General features: G+C 36.7%; 16 protein-coding genes. 7 read left to right on the top strand and 9 right to left on the bottom strand.

What is annotated here, in order from left to right; all coding sequences use genetic code 11:
- The first annotated feature begins 56 nt into the window (after positions 1-56).
- On the top strand, positions 57-1,250 hold the full coding sequence (locus HL41_RS07525) for a radical SAM/SPASM domain-containing protein (RefSeq protein WP_038060525.1): 1,194 nt from the start codon (positions 57-59) through the stop codon (positions 1,248-1,250).
- 87 nt (positions 1,251-1,337) lie between these two features.
- Here the strand turns inward: HL41_RS07525 and HL41_RS07520 are convergent, their stop codons facing one another.
- A complete protein-coding gene (locus HL41_RS07520; RefSeq protein ID WP_038060523.1) occupies positions 1,338-1,643 on the bottom strand; it encodes a hypothetical protein in 306 nt (101 codons plus the stop codon).
- 611 nt (positions 1,644-2,254) lie between these two features.
- Between HL41_RS07520 and HL41_RS07515 the strand changes: the two genes are divergently transcribed.
- From HL41_RS07515 to ahbD, 6 genes are all read left to right on the top strand, one after another.
- A complete protein-coding gene (locus tag HL41_RS07515) occupies positions 2,255-2,689 on the top strand; it encodes a Fur family transcriptional regulator (protein WP_038060522.1) in 435 nt (144 codons plus the stop codon).
- Positions 2,690-2,707: 18 nt separating this feature from the next.
- The gene (locus tag HL41_RS07510) at positions 2,708-2,995 is read left to right on the top strand and encodes a FeoA family protein (RefSeq protein WP_081856507.1); all 288 of its coding nucleotides are present in this window, start codon (positions 2,708-2,710) and stop codon (positions 2,993-2,995) included.
- Positions 2,995-3,963 carry an orotate phosphoribosyltransferase gene (gene pyrE / locus HL41_RS09165; protein WP_051754586.1) on the top strand — a complete coding sequence of 323 codons (969 nt, stop codon included), beginning with the start codon at positions 2,995-2,997 and terminating at the stop codon, positions 3,961-3,963. The genes HL41_RS07510 and pyrE overlap by 1 nt, the downstream gene beginning before the upstream one ends.
- Entirely contained in the window at positions 3,960-5,003 is a 1,044-nt protein-coding gene (gene pstS / locus HL41_RS07500; protein WP_038060521.1) for a phosphate ABC transporter substrate-binding protein PstS, read from the top strand. Before pyrE ends, pstS begins: the two co-directional genes overlap by 4 nt.
- Before the next feature lie 219 nt (positions 5,004-5,222).
- Positions 5,223-6,182 carry a metallophosphoesterase gene (locus tag HL41_RS07495; protein ID WP_235181291.1) on the top strand — a complete coding sequence of 320 codons (960 nt, stop codon included), beginning with the start codon at positions 5,223-5,225 and terminating at the stop codon, positions 6,180-6,182.
- Positions 6,183-6,193: 11 nt separating this feature from the next.
- Complete coding sequence (ahbD, locus tag HL41_RS07490; protein ID WP_038060583.1) at positions 6,194-7,264, top strand: heme b synthase; 1,071 nt, start codon at positions 6,194-6,196, stop codon at positions 7,262-7,264.
- Here the strand turns inward: ahbD and coaBC are convergent.
- The 8 genes from coaBC to HL41_RS07450 all read right to left on the bottom strand — a co-directional run bounded on the left by coaBC (position 7,225) and on the right by HL41_RS07450 (position 15,888).
- A complete protein-coding gene (gene coaBC / locus HL41_RS07485; protein WP_038060519.1) occupies positions 7,225-8,436 on the bottom strand; it encodes a bifunctional phosphopantothenoylcysteine decarboxylase/phosphopantothenate--cysteine ligase CoaBC in 1,212 nt (403 codons plus the stop codon). The genes ahbD and coaBC overlap by 40 nt on opposite strands.
- Before the next feature lie 25 nt (positions 8,437-8,461).
- On the bottom strand, positions 8,462-8,902 hold the full coding sequence (locus HL41_RS07480) for a hypothetical protein (protein WP_038060518.1): 441 nt from the start codon (positions 8,900-8,902) through the stop codon (positions 8,462-8,464).
- Positions 8,903-9,416: 514 nt separating this feature from the next.
- Entirely contained in the window at positions 9,417-11,987 is a 2,571-nt protein-coding gene (locus HL41_RS07475) for an ATP-binding protein (protein ID WP_038060516.1), read from the bottom strand.
- Entirely contained in the window at positions 11,988-13,226 is a 1,239-nt protein-coding gene (locus HL41_RS07470; protein ID WP_051754584.1) for a DUF1156 domain-containing protein, read from the bottom strand.
- Positions 13,223-13,576 carry a HepT-like ribonuclease domain-containing protein gene (locus HL41_RS07465; protein ID WP_038060515.1) on the bottom strand — a complete coding sequence of 118 codons (354 nt, stop codon included), beginning with the start codon at positions 13,574-13,576 and terminating at the stop codon, positions 13,223-13,225. Before HL41_RS07465 ends, HL41_RS07470 begins: the two co-directional genes overlap by 4 nt.
- Positions 13,569-13,865 (bottom strand): nucleotidyltransferase family protein, encoded by a 297-nt coding sequence (locus HL41_RS07460; RefSeq protein ID WP_038060513.1) that lies wholly within the window; start codon positions 13,863-13,865, stop codon positions 13,569-13,571. Before HL41_RS07460 ends, HL41_RS07465 begins: the two co-directional genes overlap by 8 nt.
- Before the next feature lie 11 nt (positions 13,866-13,876).
- On the bottom strand, positions 13,877-14,368 hold the full coding sequence (locus HL41_RS09160; protein WP_144241984.1) for a nucleotidyltransferase domain-containing protein: 492 nt from the start codon (positions 14,366-14,368) through the stop codon (positions 13,877-13,879).
- Complete coding sequence (locus HL41_RS07450) at positions 14,365-15,888, bottom strand: DUF1156 domain-containing protein (RefSeq protein WP_081856538.1); 1,524 nt, start codon at positions 15,886-15,888, stop codon at positions 14,365-14,367. The genes HL41_RS09160 and HL41_RS07450 overlap by 4 nt, the downstream gene beginning before the upstream one ends.
- Between the last annotated feature and the right edge of the window lies 1 nt (position 15,889).

Genomic DNA, 15,889 nt, shown 5'->3' with positions numbered 1-15,889 from the left:
ACTTTTTGTGAAAATTGATTATTTATTATAACAAATAATGTTATTTAACGTTAACTATGATAACATTAAAAAGTTTTCTTAAAGAATCATTTCCTACAATTTATCACATTTCTGTTACTGGAAAATGCAACGCAAGCTGTGAAGGCTGTTTAAACGGGTTAATCTATGGTGAAAGGAGGGCTTTTGCCTCTTCTTGGGAGGAAGATCCAGAAAAAACCTTTCAGGCGATAAACTGGCTATTAGATCAAACAAACGGAAATCCTGTCTTTATAGCCTTTTATGGAGGAGAACCTCTTCTTGTTTTTGAAAAAGTCCAAGATATTTTTTACAGAATAAAAAATTATTATCCACAGAAAAACCTAAAGTTTTTTCTTTACACTAACGGAAATCTCCTTAGAAAAGCTGTAGAAAAGGACCCAGAGTTTTTCAGCCAGTTAGAATTATTGATCATCTCTATCGATGGAACAAAAGTTCAGCACGAAAGGGTAAGGAAAGGGACCTCATTAGACCAGATTGAAGCAAGTTTGGAGTTTTTAAAATCTCACTGCCCCACAAAAGTCCTTATGTGGTCTACCTTAAGAGAAGAAATGAGCTTTAGAGACTGCTTAGAGGAGTTTTTTAACCTTTATCAAAGGGGGCTGGTTGACTTTTTCTTTTGGCATTTGATAGAAAAAGATTGTCCTATAAGAGATTTCTCTGGTTTTAGAGAAGGTTACTTAAAAGACCTGACTTATCTTTTTGAAAGATTTGTGGCTGAGCTTTTTAAAGGAAAAATCCTTCCAGTACTACCGTTGGCTGAGTTGTTTTTCTTTTTATTAAAAGATATCAGAAGAGGCCAAACTGGGTGTGGAGTAGAAAAAATGAGAAGTTTTGATGTTCTTGCGGGGAAAATTCTCCCGTGCGTAGACATGGGAGAAGAATTGATTTTAGCTGATTTTCGCAAAGATGAAATTAAAAATCTCGATTTATCAAAATTGCAGGACAAACTTTTATCCTTAGTTTCTTATAAGGACTGGTTAGGCTGTAACACCTGTGAGGCAGAGTTTTTCTGTGGTGGAAGATGCCCTGTACTTATTAAAACCTCACCTGAAAGAGCGATGCAATACTGTGTTCTTATTAAAGATCTGGTTAGTCTGGCCCAAACCTTTTTACCTGAAGTCAAAAAAGCCCTAAAGGCCCACAACCTCTCAGAAGAAAACCTTTATTATCCCTATGGCTACCTTAACCTTCTTACAGACGTAATCCCTTAACATTAGAATATCTTCTGTTCACCTCAATCAGTTAGCCAAGCTGTGTTAGATCAGAAATATATGTCCTTGAAATGTTGGTTAGTTAGATCATTTTTCTGTCCCTGAAAAAGATTTCCCCTTCATTTTACCTCCGAATAATTGGGTAAGCAATTCATCAAGTTTCCTTTTTAATTCTACCAGGTAGAACTTATTATAATGTTCCTTTAAAGCTTCTCTTACTTCCTCGGGCACTAATGAACTCTCCATGATTCTCTGGTAAGGGCTCTTTCCTACCTCATAAATCTGGTTCACCAAATTAACTTCATCCTCGGTATCATACCTCCAATACCCTACAAGCTTCCTAACCTTATCCCCTCCTCTTTCCTCCCTATGCGCATTATACCCTAACTCCACTTGAGCATACTTTCCAAAATCAGCTAAAATCGAAACTTTATGATAGATGAAGGCTTGAACTTTATATTTTCTCTTAAGACTTGAGTTCTCAAATTTCCTAAGGATTCTTTTTAGAGTTCCAAGGGAAATAGTTTTAGTTTTGTTAATAACATTAGTAAAATAATATTTTAAAAGTCCTTCTTTGAGTAAGAAGTCAATGGTGAGAAGGAGAACAGGATGAAGTCTTTCGGAAAAGGGACAAAGAAGGATTTCCCAGTAAATTTTAATGAGTTCTTGGTGGAGGATTATGGTATTTGGAAGCGTTTTTAGCGGTTTCTCTTGAGAGTTGAGTGAGGTTGCAAAATTGTGATAGAATTTAAAACTTTAACTTTTTTGATTTAGCTTGGTTGTATTGAGAGGCTAATTTTTCAACTAACTTTTCCTCCCTGTGCCTTAAAATTTTAGGTATCAGGGAGGAAATTTTAATTTCAGGGGCAGATTTTTGGTCTAACAACCCTTATTTCAAGGACATTTTTATGATCTAATGCGAACACTTGACATTTTAGATTTGAGTAAGTATTATTTAAATTAATTGAATTTGAAAATCAAATAAGCTAAATGGAGTTTGTTTCATGTTAGAAGAGGTGGAAAGTTTTCGTAGGTTCATCAAGTCTAAGGGATTAAAATATACTCCAGAGAGAGAAGAGATATTTAAAGAAGTGTTAAGTTGTTCGGGTCATTTTGATGTGGAAGATATCTATCTTAGTTTAAAGAATAAAGGGCATAAAATTTCTAAGGCCTCAGTTTACAGAACCATTCCTCTTTTGATAGAAGGGGGTTATATTCAAGAAGTTTACAGACAAAGTGGTCGTTCTTATTATGAAGTAACCTTGAAAAAAAAGCCTCATTTACATTTTATCTGTATAAAGTGTAACCAGGTAGAAGAGCTGGTAGAAAATAAATTGGAGGAGCTTTTACAAAAGGAAATGAAAAAGATTTCTTTTTCCCCTCTGACCTACCATCTTGAAATTTTCGGGGTATGTAGTCGTTGTAGGTATAAGGAATAGAGGAGGGATTTTTTTCTTATGTTATTGGTAGAGGCTAAATGTGGTGATAAGGTAAAGATAGAGGATTTTTTAGGAGAAGATGCTATAATAAAAAAAATTGAGGCAATGGGATTAAGAAAAGGAGATGTGTTTGAGGTGTTAAGGGTCTGGGGGAGGAATTTTTTACTTAAAAACGATACGTCCAGAGTGGTTATAAGTTTTGACATAGCTAAGAATATAGTGGTAGATCTTTTAGGTAAAGTAGTTAAGCCCGAATGTGAATGTAAGCCTTGTAAGAAAAAAAGACATAGGTGGGGTTGGTTTTGATGGAAAAACGTCAATTTACCCGCATTCCAATTCCAATAGATGTGGAGTTTCTGGTAGGAAACAGAAGTTACACAGCAAAGATTAAAGACATAAGTTATGGAGGAGTATTCTTAGAAAGTGATTTTTGGCCTGAACTGAATCAAGAAGTAGTATTGGTATTGTTTTTAAGCCCTGAAGTAAAAATTTTTATCAAAGGAATAGTTGTTAGGACAGTTCCAGGGCAAGGTTTTGGTATAAAGTTTACTTATATTTCTCCAGAAAGTTTCGAGCATCTTAAAAATTTGATTTATTACAATCTTCCTTCTGAAGATAAAGCGTTTAAGGAACTAAGAAGGTTTTTAGGGAAAGCTCATCCTTTAGTGCAGAGTGTCATTGAAATCTGTATAAAAGCCAAGAGGGATGCTCTTTTAGAATTTATTTTGGAAAGGGCCTTTCTTTATTCTCCAGATAAGCCTTTTGTTTTAGCAAGCGGAAAAGAAAGTCCTTATTATTTAGACTGCAGGAAGGTTACCCTTTATTCTAAGAGCTTTGAGTTAATAGGGTGTGCCTTTTGGCAAGAAATAAGGTTTCTTGGAGTTGATGGAGTTGCAGGTATGAGTATAGGGGCTGACCCTATAGTTTGTGCCATCCTCTCTAAGGCACAGGAAGAAGACTATCCTTTAGAAGGGCTTTTGATCAGGAAGGAACCTAAAAAATATGGAACCTCTAAACAAATAGAGGGAAATGTTTCGCCTGGTATGGAGGTTGTTTTGGTAGAAGATGTGGTTACTACCGGAGGGTCTGTAATAAAGGCTATAGAGGTCTTGGAAAGGGAAGGTATCAAGATAGTAAAGGTTATGGCGTTGGTTGACCGAGAAGAAGGGGGTAAAGAAAGGATACAAGAAAGAGGATATGAATTTATGTCGATTTTTACCTTCTCTGAAATCACTAAGGCTTATGAAAGAAAAATGCAGGGGGGAAATTTATGAAGATAAAATCCTTATTAGGATTTTTTTTAATTTGGGTGGTGCTTTTAGGTTTTTATGGTTGTAAAGGAGGAGGGGAAAAGCCTTCTAAGCCCTCTAAATTCATTAACGGAGCAGGGGCAAGTTTCCCTTACATTCTTTATGCTAACTGGGCGAACGAATACTATAAGCTTACGGGCGTAAAAATAAATTATCAGTCTATAGGTTCTGGAGGGGGTATAAGACAGATTATCGAAAAAACCGTTGATTTTGGCGCTACTGACAAGCCTTTAACTCCTAAAGAGGTGGAAGAAAACAAACTTATTCAATTTCCTACGGTTATTGGAGGGGTGGTTCCAGTAGTGAATATTCCGGATATTAAAGAAAAAAGTCTGGTTTTAGATGGAAAGACTTTATGCTATATCTTTTTAGGTAAGATTAAAAAGTTTAACGATCCAGAGATAAAGAAACTTAACCCTGATTTGGTTTTGCCAGATAAAGAAATTTTAGTGGTTTATAGGGCTGATGGGTCAGGTACTACAGCCATATTTACCCATTATCTTTCTCAGGTATGTACTGAATGGAAGAAGGAGGTAGGTACAGGCACTTCTGTAAGCTGGAAAACGGGAGTAGGTGCTAAAGGAAATGAAGGAGTTTCTAACTATGTAAAAAAGACCCCTTATACGATTGGATACATAGAGTATGCTTATGCTCTACAGAATAAACTTTCTATGGTAAGTTTAAAAAATGCCTCAGGGGCTGTAGTTGCCCCTTCTGAAGAATCCTTTAAAGAAGCGGCTAAGTCTGCAGACTTAGACCCAAAGAAACATTTTTATGCTTGGATTACCAATGCACCCGGAGAAAAAGCCTGGCCTATTACAGGATTAACCTATATCCTTTTATCTAAAGATAAAGAAGAGGTTAATAAGGAGGTGGTTAAATTCTTTGAGTGGGCCTTTAAACAGGGCGATGCTATAGCAGTGAGGCTTGCTTATGTTCCTCTTCCAGAAGAAATAAAAACTAAAATTTATAAATACTGGGAGGAAAACAGGGTAAAACCATAAAATTTTGATTTTATGTTCTGGTTTCTTTTAATTTTTTTTACTGTATTTTCTCTGATCTATCTCTATCTTTATCTTACTAAGATTAGGCCCTTAGTTAAAAGGCGTAATCTCCGTAAATTTATTGTTACTGTTTTTATACTCCTTGTATTTTCTCCTGTTTTTATAAGGTATACTGACCAACATTTACCTCCTCTATTTTCAAAGTGGTTGGCTTTTTTAGTGCTTATATGGATCGGTTTTGTGCTTTATCTTTGCGTTTTTTGTGTAGTTTTTGACTTAATAAAGCTCGTTTTTCGCTGGAAAACCCTTACTTCAAAAAAGATTTTGTTAGGTGCCGTTTTCTTAGCCGTTGGTTTTTCTGTGTATAGTTATTATGAAACCCTTGGTTTAGAGGTGATACGACTTCAGATAAGGACTGATAAGCTTCCTCCTCAAGTAAGTCGGGTTAAGATCATGCAGATCTCTGACCTTCATTTAGGGCCTGTTTTAGGTCAAGAAAAGATTGAACTAGTTAAAAAAGTCTGGGAAAAGGAAAAACCGGATTTGATAGTAAATACTGGAGACCTGGTTGATGGAAACATGAGAAAAAAAGACCATCTGGCAGAAGAACTTGCTAAAATCACCGCACCTCTTGGGAAATATGCGGTGATGGGAAATCATGAATACTACAGAGGCTGGAAACAGGCTTTAGAGTTTATAGAAAAGTCAGGGTTTAAGGTATTAAAAGACGAAACAGAGGTAATAGCAGGTTTTTTGGTTTTGGTCGGACTTGACGATAGAGATTGTCGTTATTATAAAGCCTGTAGTCCAGGTTTTGATGAAAACACTTTTTTGTGTAAAATCCCTCGAGATAAGTTTGTGTTAGTTTTAAAACATCAACCGGTGGTTCAAAAAGAAACCATCGGATGTTTTAACCTTATGCTTTCTGGTCATACCCACGGAGGACTCTATAAAGGGATAGGCTCTTTTTTAGTTAGACTTTTATACGAAACCGATAGGGGATTAAAATATTTGGGAAAGGGGTCTTATCTTTTTGTATCAAAAGGGGTTGGGACCGGAGGCCCTCCTATGAGGTTTTTAACTCCTCCTGATGTGGTTATCATAGAACTGATAAACATAAAAAATGAAAAGCAGCCTGAAGGTAGAGCAGTTCTTTTACGAGAAAGATATAAAATGTGAGGGTAAAAAGGATGGAAAAAACATTTAAGCCAAGGCTTATTGCCTGGGAACTTACCAGAAGTTGTAATTTAGATTGTGTGCATTGTAGGGCAGCAGCCTCTAAAGGTCCTTATGCAAATGAACTTACCACAGAAGAGATTTTCAGAATACTTGAAGAAATAAAAGAGGTGGCAGAGCCTATCATCATCCTTACAGGCGGAGAACCTTTATTAAGAAAAGACCTTTTTCAGATAGCTAAAAGGTGTATAGATTTAGGGTTTAAACCGGTGCTTGCTACCAACGGTACTCTTATAACCAAGGAAGTAGCCCAACAAATTAAAGAAACAGGCATTTCCAGGGTTAGTATCAGCCTTGATGGAAGTACCCCGGAAAGCCATGATAATTTTAGAAAAGTTCCAGGGGCATTTGAAGGGGCTTTAAAAGGGATAGAAAACTTAAAAAAAGTGGGGGTTCCTTTCCAAATAAACACCACGATTACCCCACAAAATTTAGAAGAACTCCCTAAGGTACATGAACTTGCAAAATCCTTAGGTGCGGTGGCACATCATATCTTTTTGTTGGTCCCAGTAGGAAGAGGAAAGGAACTTTCCACAGGTGGTATTAATGCAGAGAAGTATGAAGAGATTTTAGGGTGGTTTTACGAACAAAGAGATAAGTGTAACCTTCAGCTTAAAGCTACCTGTGCCCCTACTTATTATCGAATTTTAAGACAAAGGGCTAAAAAAGAGGGAAAGGACGTAACGGTTGAAAACTTTGGACTTGATGCCATGACCAGAGGTTGTCTTGCTGGTACAGGATTTTGTTTTATTTCTCATGTAGGGATAGTACAAACTTGTGGATACTTAGAGGTGCCTTGTGGTAACCTTAGAGAACAGACGTTTAAGGAGGTTTGGGAAAATTCAGAGGTATTTAATAATCTTAGAGATTTTTCTAAGTACAAGGGAAAATGCGGAAGATGTGAATACATAAGGGTTTGTGGAGGTTGCCGTGCCAGGGCCTATGAAGCTACAGGTGATTATTTAGAAGAAGAACCCCTATGCCCTTACACCCCGATTAAATCAAACAAAACCTTAGCTAAGTAAGCCTTAGAAACCTCTTTAAATTCAAGTTTGTCTTTGGGGGTGAAAACGATAAAGTCAGAGGATTCGGCAGACAAGGTGCTTATGGGATTGGCTACGATAAAATCGAAGTTCTTTTCTTTTTTCTTGAGAAGGGCGTATTTTTCTAAATTTTCTGGAGTTTCCAAGGCAAAGCCTATCGTTATCTGGTCTGGTTGTTTTTGAGAAGAAAGAGTTTTGGCTATGTCTTCTGTTAGCTCTAAGTCTAAGGTTAGGATTTCTTGTTTTTTTATTTTACCACTGAAGGCTTGTTTTGGTCTAAAATCACATGGAGCAGCTGCAAAAATTGCCAAATTACACTTAGGAAAAAGTGTTTTAGCTACTTCTAACATTTCTTTGGTGGTAGATACTGAAAAAACCTTAGGATAAGGTATTCCCAAAAAATCGTTTATCCTTGGAAAGATACCTGGAAGTTCTTTCCCACCCCAGATAAGATATACCTCAGCCCCCCGATAATAGGCCTCTTTAGCCAGTAAAAAGGCCATTTTCCCAGAGGAATCGTTGGTGATAAACCTAACCTCGTCTATGTACTCTCTGGTAGGCCCACCGGTAATCAAAACCTTTTGCCCTAACATATCTTTTTTTACAAAATGGGCTTGAAGGGTTTCAAAGATTTCCTCTACCTCTGGTAATCTGCCTTTACCTGTGGTATTGCAAGCAAGAGCCCCAGATGCAGGTTCATAAACCCTGTATCCCCATGATTTTAAGGTTTCTACATTCCTCTGGGTAGCAGGATGCTCCCACATGTTCGTATTCATAGAAGGAAAAATGTATACAGGAGTTTTGGTAGCTAAAAGTGTAGAAAGTAAAAGCTCATCTGCCTGACCTGAGGCAAGTTTAGCCATAAAAGAGGCCGTAGCAGGTGCTATTATTACAACGTCAGGAAACTTGGCAAGGTCTATATGCAAAATTTCTCCTGTTGGTTTAAAAAAATCTTCGTCAGTATAAGCTTTTTCTCCAGAGAGACTTGCAAAAAGTAAAGGAGTAACAAACTTTTCAGCACCTTTAGAAAGGATAACTTTAACGTTGGCTCCAGAATTTTTAAGCTTTCTTATAAGCTCACAGACCTTATAGACAGCTATTCCACCTGTGAGCCCTACAAGTATATTCCTCCCTTTAAGACCATTAGCTACCAATTTTTTTCTCCTTTAAAGCTTAAAACTAATTTTTATTAAAAATGATTACGATTCTTAATTCAGTAGAAAAATAACCTTCAGACACAGAGATAAAGGCATGCCCTTCTGGGCGTTTGTAAGCTACAAAGGTAATCTTAGAGGTAAAACTTCCCACCTCTTCCCAACCGTTGTTTTTCATCTGAACTCTATAAAACTCTAACAAAGAATTGGCTTTGTAGTTTCCTTTAAAAACCAACATCCCGGTAATTATTTTGTCTGTTTTTAAAAGGGCACTTTGTTCTCCCTGATAACTAAGGTCTTTTAACACAGGAATAAACGGAACAGGATAATACACAAGATCTGGGTTATTACCTGTTACGTTTACTTCTTTAGTAACATCTATAACCTCTTGAGCAGAAAGATCCTTAAGGTTAACCATTAGACAAAGAACTGTAAACACCATAAGTAATCTTACCATCTTTTTCATTTTTGCCTCCGATAAAAAAGTTTTGGCTCATAAAAATATTATAAAGATAATTTAAGGTTTGTCAAAGTAAATAAGATGACTTACCTTTCATCTTTTAGAAAAGCTTTTTGTATGTGTGACAGTTTAAATTTGGAATCAAGTAGGCCCTTTTTATTTTAGGAGTCACAACAGAAAAATTTTAGCGTATTAGCTCAAAAATATATGTCTCTAAATGTTGGTTAGTTAAATCATTTTTCTATCCCTGAAAAATTTTCCCCTTCATTTTACCTCCTGGCAAAAACCACTTCCTCTAATTAAGTCTGCTTTATACGAATTGAAGCAAATGTTTTTAAAGAAATTTTATAAGGAGACACAATTCTCTTGACAAGTGTCTTGCACTAAATTAGAGAATATTTTAAAAGAATTAAAAACAGAAATTGAAAAATTCTTTGAAAAAAATGGTAATTAAGAAAGCTTTAAAATGGCTAACAAAAAATAATTGTATCTACAGAGACAGGCTCAAGTAGTCTATTCATTATTCAATCTTTTCATCTTCTATTTCTAAGCCCAGTTGATTTATTGCTTCTTTTATTTTGTCTTCATATTCTGTTTTAAGGATTTCTCCATTCTTGGCTGATATTTCTATCTTTATTTCAACATTAGAGAATTTTTGCTTAATAAAGTTGATTGTTTTTACTACATCTGATAGTTTTCCACTGGAAATAGAAAGTTTTAAAGAAAGTTGACGATACTTGAGTAGAGTAGTTGACGGCTCTATTATTACTATATGAGATGAGCTTGGCTCTTTTACTTTCTCTGCACCTTTTCCTGGAGTTTCTGGTTGATCATAAATCGGTTCTGGTTTGTATTCATTTTTTTCAACTTCACAAAGCTCTTTTTTAATTAAGACCTCTGTCTCTTCAAAATAAGGCTCCCCATCTGTTTTATAATACTTACATTCTATCTTTCCGTCTTCTAAATACCCAAGGCCAAATTCACCTAATCTTATTCCTTCTTTAATTGCCCTTGCTAATACCTCTTTATTCTTTATTCTTAATTCTCCTGGAATTTTATAAAATGAATCAAGTATGTTTTTTGTTTGGACATAATCTTTTATTTTCAAGTATTTTTCTTTCAATAGACGAGGACTTATTTTTTCAAGAATTTTACCCTCCTCTTTTAACCTGGTATAGATTTCATCCGTATATTCTTTTTTTCCTATATATGTAGGAGCTCCCAAATCTATTCTTTCTGGCTCATCTTTATTCGGTAAGAATACAATTCTGTATACTGACTTAATTCTCTCTTTTATACCTTCATTAAGGGTTTTGATATTTTCTTTTACTCTTTCTTTTTGGTCTGGTGTGAGCTCAAGATTTTTATCCTTCTCTATTTCTTCCCAGGCTAATTTCTTTCTTAACATATCCAAAATCTTACTTTTTTCTCCCTCCAGAGGACAAAGAAAAATCATAGTATTTCGGTAAACTCGTGGTCTCTCTCCATATGTTTCTATGAATTCTTTGATCATTGTTGGATTATTGCTTTCCATGATAATAAGCTTAAGTTTTTCTGAGTCTGGTATGTCCCTTGTATGTTTTGGGCAAATATATATATCAAAGTGTTCAGATTTTTTAAATACCTGCTTTAACAAATGTTCTTCCTCTTCAATTAATCTTGCTTCACTTATCCCGTCCATCTTGATAAGAAGAATGCGATTAAGGTTCGGCTTATTTGTGAAAAGATATATGCTTTCGGAGTCAGAAAGGTAGAAAAGAGTATTTCTTAACTTTTCTAAAGCTTCAACAATTATGCTACTTTGAAATTCTGGTCTTGCACAGGAAAGCTTAATTTCACTAAGAGTTGCGCCCTTTTCTGGTCCACCTGAAAAAGAATACATGAAAATGGTTGTTGCAATTTTTGTGCCCAATCTAAAGGATAAATAGGATAATCCAAGAGAGGCGTCTACTTTTTTAGCTCCAGAGTTTGAAGAAGTAATGTCAGCTGCTATTACGCTATCATATTCAGACCCAATATGTTTAATAAGCTCTCTTCTAATTTCTTCGTTGGATAGATCAATGTCCCCAAGGCTGATAAAAGGTAAGTTTGAATCTTTTAAAGACTTAACAACAAGGGCAAGGAGCCTTAAAACTCCTCTTGTTCTCTGAAAGGTTGGGAAAGAGCCCCATCTTTTGTATAAAACATCAATAACCTCTGGTTGAAAAGGATAGCTGGCCTTAAATCTTTGCTTGTATAAAACTTTGTCCATTTTTAAAAAGCCTTCTCTTTCTGCATAATCAGTAAACTCCTGGATTATTTCTTCAGCTAAGCTCTCATCAACATACTTAAAAAGTCTTTTTCTTATTACATGGGCAACCTCTTCGTCTTCAATCGGTGTAAGAACCTTTTCCATCCTTCCAACAAATTTTTGAAGTTGTTGAAATCTTTTTTCTCCTTTTTCATCAAAATGTTCAAGCAGACTAGAAGGTAAAGTAAAAACTAATACAGCATTAGATAATGTTGACAAAGTCTCAGTAAGCTCTTGTATAAAACACAGGGTTTGATCTCCTAAAGTAGTATTCCCAACCTTAACTCCATCAGCTTTGATAGTATATGCAAGAATTTCATCCATAAGGATTAATAAAGGTTGATGATTTTCTAATACTTTTCTTAACTTCTCTTTACCAGGTGATATATTACCCTTTAAAATATCAACTTTACCTGTCAGTTGTCTTTCTATTTCTTCCCACAAGAAAGTGTCTCTTGGGTCAAATGCAGTTCCGCTGAGAACAACTACCTTAGCGTTGAATTCTGTCTTTGCTTTGTGGTATAAAGCTATCAAAGAATGGGTTTTTCCACCGCCGAAAGGTGTCTGAAGCTGTATAACCGAGTCCCCACCCCTTCCTTCAAGCCTTTTCCTTACCACATCAATTAAGTAAGACATTCCTTTTGTCAAAAAGGTCTTCCTAAAAAACTCTCTTGGGTCTTGATATTCGGCTGGAGCAGATCCTTTATAGACTTGCCATAGGTCAGCGGCAAATACATCCATCGTAAGTTTCTCTTTTAAGATATCATCATGAGGTACAGCAACTGTAGTAAAAGGTCTCATTTATAACAACCTCCCTTGTTTGTCCTTTATATCTTTTATTTCCAATATAAGCCTATCTTTCCCTGATAAAAAGCCATCAAGAAGCTTCTTTTCTTTGCTGTCGTTTGGTAAAGTTTCGGATACAGCTTGAGCAACTCGGTAAAAGGCATCATTCTCACCATATCCAGTCTCTTTAAGTACCCTCTTCATCTCATCTCGTCTTCCTTTAGACCAGTGGAGCAAAACTTGATGCAAAACATCTATCAAATCTTTTTCTCTCATGTTTTCAATGTCTTCTAATCTTCTGTCTTGTGGACCAAGAACCTTTATGTAGTTTCTATCCCTTTTGATGAAGCTTCTATTCCATACTCTTTCTAAATGAACGCCTATGCTTTGGGCAAGCTTTCTTGCCTCGTCAAACTCAACCTTAGCTTCCCTAAAAGACCATCTCCAAAGGATGTAAAACTTAGTCAAAGCTGAAAGCTCTCCAGCAATGCCATTGTGTAAAATCTGCTTTATTGCATACTCGGTTACCACCTCTCGCACAAACTCAAGAAGCTTATCTGCCCTTATCACATTTCCTTCGTAATCCATAACTTTTTTATACCTGCCAAAAACTTCTATGGCTGACCCTATGCAGGCAATAAAAAAATCTGGTCCAGCAATACCTTCTTCCCAAAGGAGGTTGTTAAAAATCCTTTCTCTTATCTCCTTTTTCACATCGCTAAACCATCCAATATCTTCCCTTTCCATCTTCCTACAAACTATGTAGATGGATGAAGCAAGGGCGGCAGAATCTTTAGCTATTAATCTGGTTTTCATCTCAGTATCAATAGGCCAGCTTGCCGTAGGCACTAACCCTGAGTCTAAAAGGGAGTTTATCATTGTTTCCCAACCAGAAGTTGACTTGTGGGTGTAAACAATTACCGCTATACCGTTTGGCTTTAAAACCCGGTAAATTTCCTGGAAGGCTCTTTTGAGCATAGTTTCAAAAAATTCTTTTGCTTTTGCTTCTCCTCCATGTCTTACCGGATTTGCTACAATTTCTTTACTCTTAGGAACCAATGGGGTAGAAAATAATTCTGGGTATAGATCTCCTATACTCCTTTTTAGCCAAACATAAAAGAAGTCAGAAAGTTCTGCATAATTGATATTATCATAATAGGGCGGGTCGGTGAAGACGGCGTCAAAGTAGTTATCTGGATAAGGTAGTTCTGTTGCTGAGGCTTGAAGGACTGTGGGGATTATGATTTTCTTCATCCTTTCTCCTTTTTTAGAGTTTGTTCTAACTGTTCCTTAAGCTCAGGTAAGTCTTCTTTTATAATTTTCCAAACAATACGATAATCTATAGTAAAGTAGCCATGGATCATTCTGTTTCGCATTGCTATTATCTTACCCCAAGGGATATGGTTGTATTTTTGTTGTATATCTTTAGGGATTTTGCTTGAGGCTTCTCCTATTATTTCAAGATTTCTTACTACAGCATCCTTAGTTTGTTCTGCCTTTTCAAAAAGCTCGTAATCCATTCCTTCAGTATACCTTTCAATCTTATTGATACTTTCTAAAATGTCTAAGATTAATAGTTTCCAATCCCTATTAGGTTTAGACATAGACAATATTGTCCTTTACTTTTTCCCAAAGCAAAGGTTTCTGTTTAAGTGCGCTTAGTGTTAAAACATCTACTTTTGTTCCAAAAAGATTTTCAATGTAGTCCCAAAATTCATAAAAATCTAATCCAACTGGTCTATCAAGTTCTACGATAATATCTATATCGCTTGTTTCCTTTTGTTCTCCTCTTGCATAGGACCCAAAGATGCCAACTATTACTACTCCATATTTTTCTCTTATTTCTGATTTATGCTCCGCAAGTATTCTCTTTATTTCTTCAATTGTTTTCATTTTTTATAACCTCAAGAGTGCCCTTCTTTTAAGGCTTCATAAGTGACAGTTCCATAAAAGTTCTTGTAAAACTCAAGATCCTTAACTGATTTTATTATCACATCACAAGGAATTAAGTAATAGGAAAGCCTTTCGGTAATTTCTTTAAATAATTTCTGTTTGGTTTCTTTAGCAACAGGTTGTTTTACAACAACAAGAATATCCCAATCGCTGTCTTTTCTTTGGGTGCCCCTTGCTCTTGACCCAAAAAGAATTATCTTTTCCCCTTCCAAGTTGTATGCTTTTAATGTCTCATTGATGACCTCTTTTATTATATCTTCTGCCATATCTTCGGTTACAAGCTCTTGATTAAAGGTTTTCCTATAAAGCTTTCTGGCAAGGTAAGAATACTGCGGGAATTCCTTTATGAACTGCAGATAAAGGTTTCTAACGCAATATTCGCATCCCCCATCAGCGGTAAGCATTATCTCTAAAACCTTTTTTGCGGTCTCTTTATCCATCATTCCTCAGTCTCCACCGGTGGGATTTGGGTGAGGTGGGAGAGGACGTAAATAATCCAACTTATAGCAGATTCCCAGTCAGCATTACCACCAAAAGGATTGACTTCCGAATAATCCCATGTCATAGCTAGAGCTTGTCTACCCATACCTGGATTTACTAATTCCCTGGTGTTATGCCAATATCCAAAAGTGGTAGCATAAATTGCCAACCTGTTTACTCCCAAGCCCAAATAACTCACAACCGCCTTAGCGTAATCTTTATCGTATCCCTCTTCTATCATTTTATTATACACAAGACGGACCTTTTCAGTAAAGGTAATCAGCGCTAACTTTTGGCGGGAGTTGAAAAGGTCGCCCCATCTACTCATCCCATATAGCCACATTGTTCTCGGCTTTAATGAATTTGGATCAATTTCTTCATCCGGCACAGGGTCAATTCCCCACTCTTCCCAGAGCTTTTCCCTCTTTTCCTCCAAATATTCTTCCGCTTTTCTATAAAATTCGACATCTCTTTTAGTTGCTAACCTGTAGGCTTTGCCTTGAGGTCTACTTAAGACAACGGCTACCATCCTTTGCCCAGCCTTCCCTTCTTGAAAAAGCCTTCTTACTTGCTTGTCATCAACCATGCCCCCGCAGACAGGGCAAACGGCGATGGCTCGAGAAACCGTCCCCTTTTCTGGCTCAAAGTTAAAGGGAACCTTCGGGCTAAATCCAGGGATAGAGCTCTCTACTACCTGCCATTCATCTCCGTTTTTCTTCACTATAGCAAACTCAACCCTTCCTTCATGAACAAAAGGATAGAGCGAAATCATCTTATTTTCCTTTCTTGCAAGCCAAAACTGGCGCATAAGCGGAGTTTCTGCTCCGCAAGAGGGGTTTTGACAAGGTATTGTCCTTGCCCAGATATAACCTGCTGGGACTGAGCCGTCCTCATCTGCAGGATAAAACTTTCCTATCTCCTCTCTTGCTTTCTCTAAAACCCACTCCCCCCATTTCCTGACATCCGCAATAAGCGGACTTTCTTCTTTTTCAAAATTGAACAAGCCTTCATCTTTTTTAACCTTGTTTTGTCTTCCATACCTTTGAGGATACTCAAGGGTGCATTTTAGAATAAGGACCGCAACGGGATTATACTCCACCGCATGGGTCTCTAACCCAAGCCTTAAGCACTCTAAGGGAATTGAGCCACCGCCAGAAAAGGGGTCTAACACGCGTAGAGGCTTCCCACCGTTTGTCTTAAGAATGTCTTCCCTTGCCTTTTGGATAAGGTCCTCTTTTAGAGAATTTTCCCATTTAGAAAGCTCAACGATGAATTTAGCCTTTTCCTTAGCTTCCTTTTCCGTTGATGGGTAAGGAATTAGGGCAGCATAAGTTGTTGCCCTTGATGAGGCAAGAGGACGCCTTGCCCACCAGATATGTAAGGTTGAAATATGCCCATGCCTTATGTTCTTCTCCCTTGCTGACTCTTCGCTAACCTCTTTTATAGGGAAGGTAACTTCAATAAAGCTCTTTTGCTCTTTCATC

The sequence above is a fragment of the Thermodesulfobacterium commune DSM 2178 genome, assembly GCF_000734015.1.
Taxonomy (GTDB): Bacteria; Desulfobacterota; Thermodesulfobacteria; order Thermodesulfobacteriales; family Thermodesulfobacteriaceae; genus Thermodesulfobacterium; species Thermodesulfobacterium commune.
The sequence above is the reverse complement of the archived record's forward strand: the minus strand, read 5'-3'. Positions and strand labels throughout refer to the sequence as shown.

Coding starts and splice junctions, on each gene's coding strand:
- HL41_RS07525 (WP_038060525.1), top strand. CDS start 57: ATGATAACATTAAAAAGTTTTCTTAAAGAATCATTTCCTACAATTTAT.
- HL41_RS07515 (WP_038060522.1), top strand. CDS start 2,255: ATGTTAGAAGAGGTGGAAAGTTTTCGTAGGTTCATCAAGTCTAAGGGA.
- HL41_RS07510 (WP_081856507.1), top strand. CDS start 2,708: ATGTTATTGGTAGAGGCTAAATGTGGTGATAAGGTAAAGATAGAGGAT.
- pyrE (WP_051754586.1), top strand. CDS start 2,995: ATGGAAAAACGTCAATTTACCCGCATTCCAATTCCAATAGATGTGGAG.
- pstS (WP_038060521.1), top strand. CDS start 3,960: ATGAAGATAAAATCCTTATTAGGATTTTTTTTAATTTGGGTGGTGCTT.
- ahbD (WP_038060583.1), top strand. CDS start 6,194: ATGGAAAAAACATTTAAGCCAAGGCTTATTGCCTGGGAACTTACCAGA.
- HL41_RS07480 (WP_038060518.1), bottom strand. CDS start 8,902: ATGAAAAAGATGGTAAGATTACTTATGGTGTTTACAGTTCTTTGTCTA.
- HL41_RS07475 (WP_038060516.1), bottom strand. CDS start 11,987: ATGAGACCTTTTACTACAGTTGCTGTACCTCATGATGATATCTTAAAA.
- HL41_RS07470 (WP_051754584.1), bottom strand. CDS start 13,226: ATGAAGAAAATCATAATCCCCACAGTCCTTCAAGCCTCAGCAACAGAA.
- HL41_RS07465 (WP_038060515.1), bottom strand. CDS start 13,576: ATGTCTAAACCTAATAGGGATTGGAAACTATTAATCTTAGACATTTTA.
- HL41_RS07460 (WP_038060513.1), bottom strand. CDS start 13,865: ATGAAAACAATTGAAGAAATAAAGAGAATACTTGCGGAGCATAAATCA.
- HL41_RS09160 (WP_144241984.1), bottom strand. CDS start 14,368: ATGATGGATAAAGAGACCGCAAAAAAGGTTTTAGAGATAATGCTTACC.
- HL41_RS07450 (WP_081856538.1), bottom strand. CDS start 15,888: ATGAAAGAGCAAAAGAGCTTTATTGAAGTTACCTTCCCTATAAAAGAG.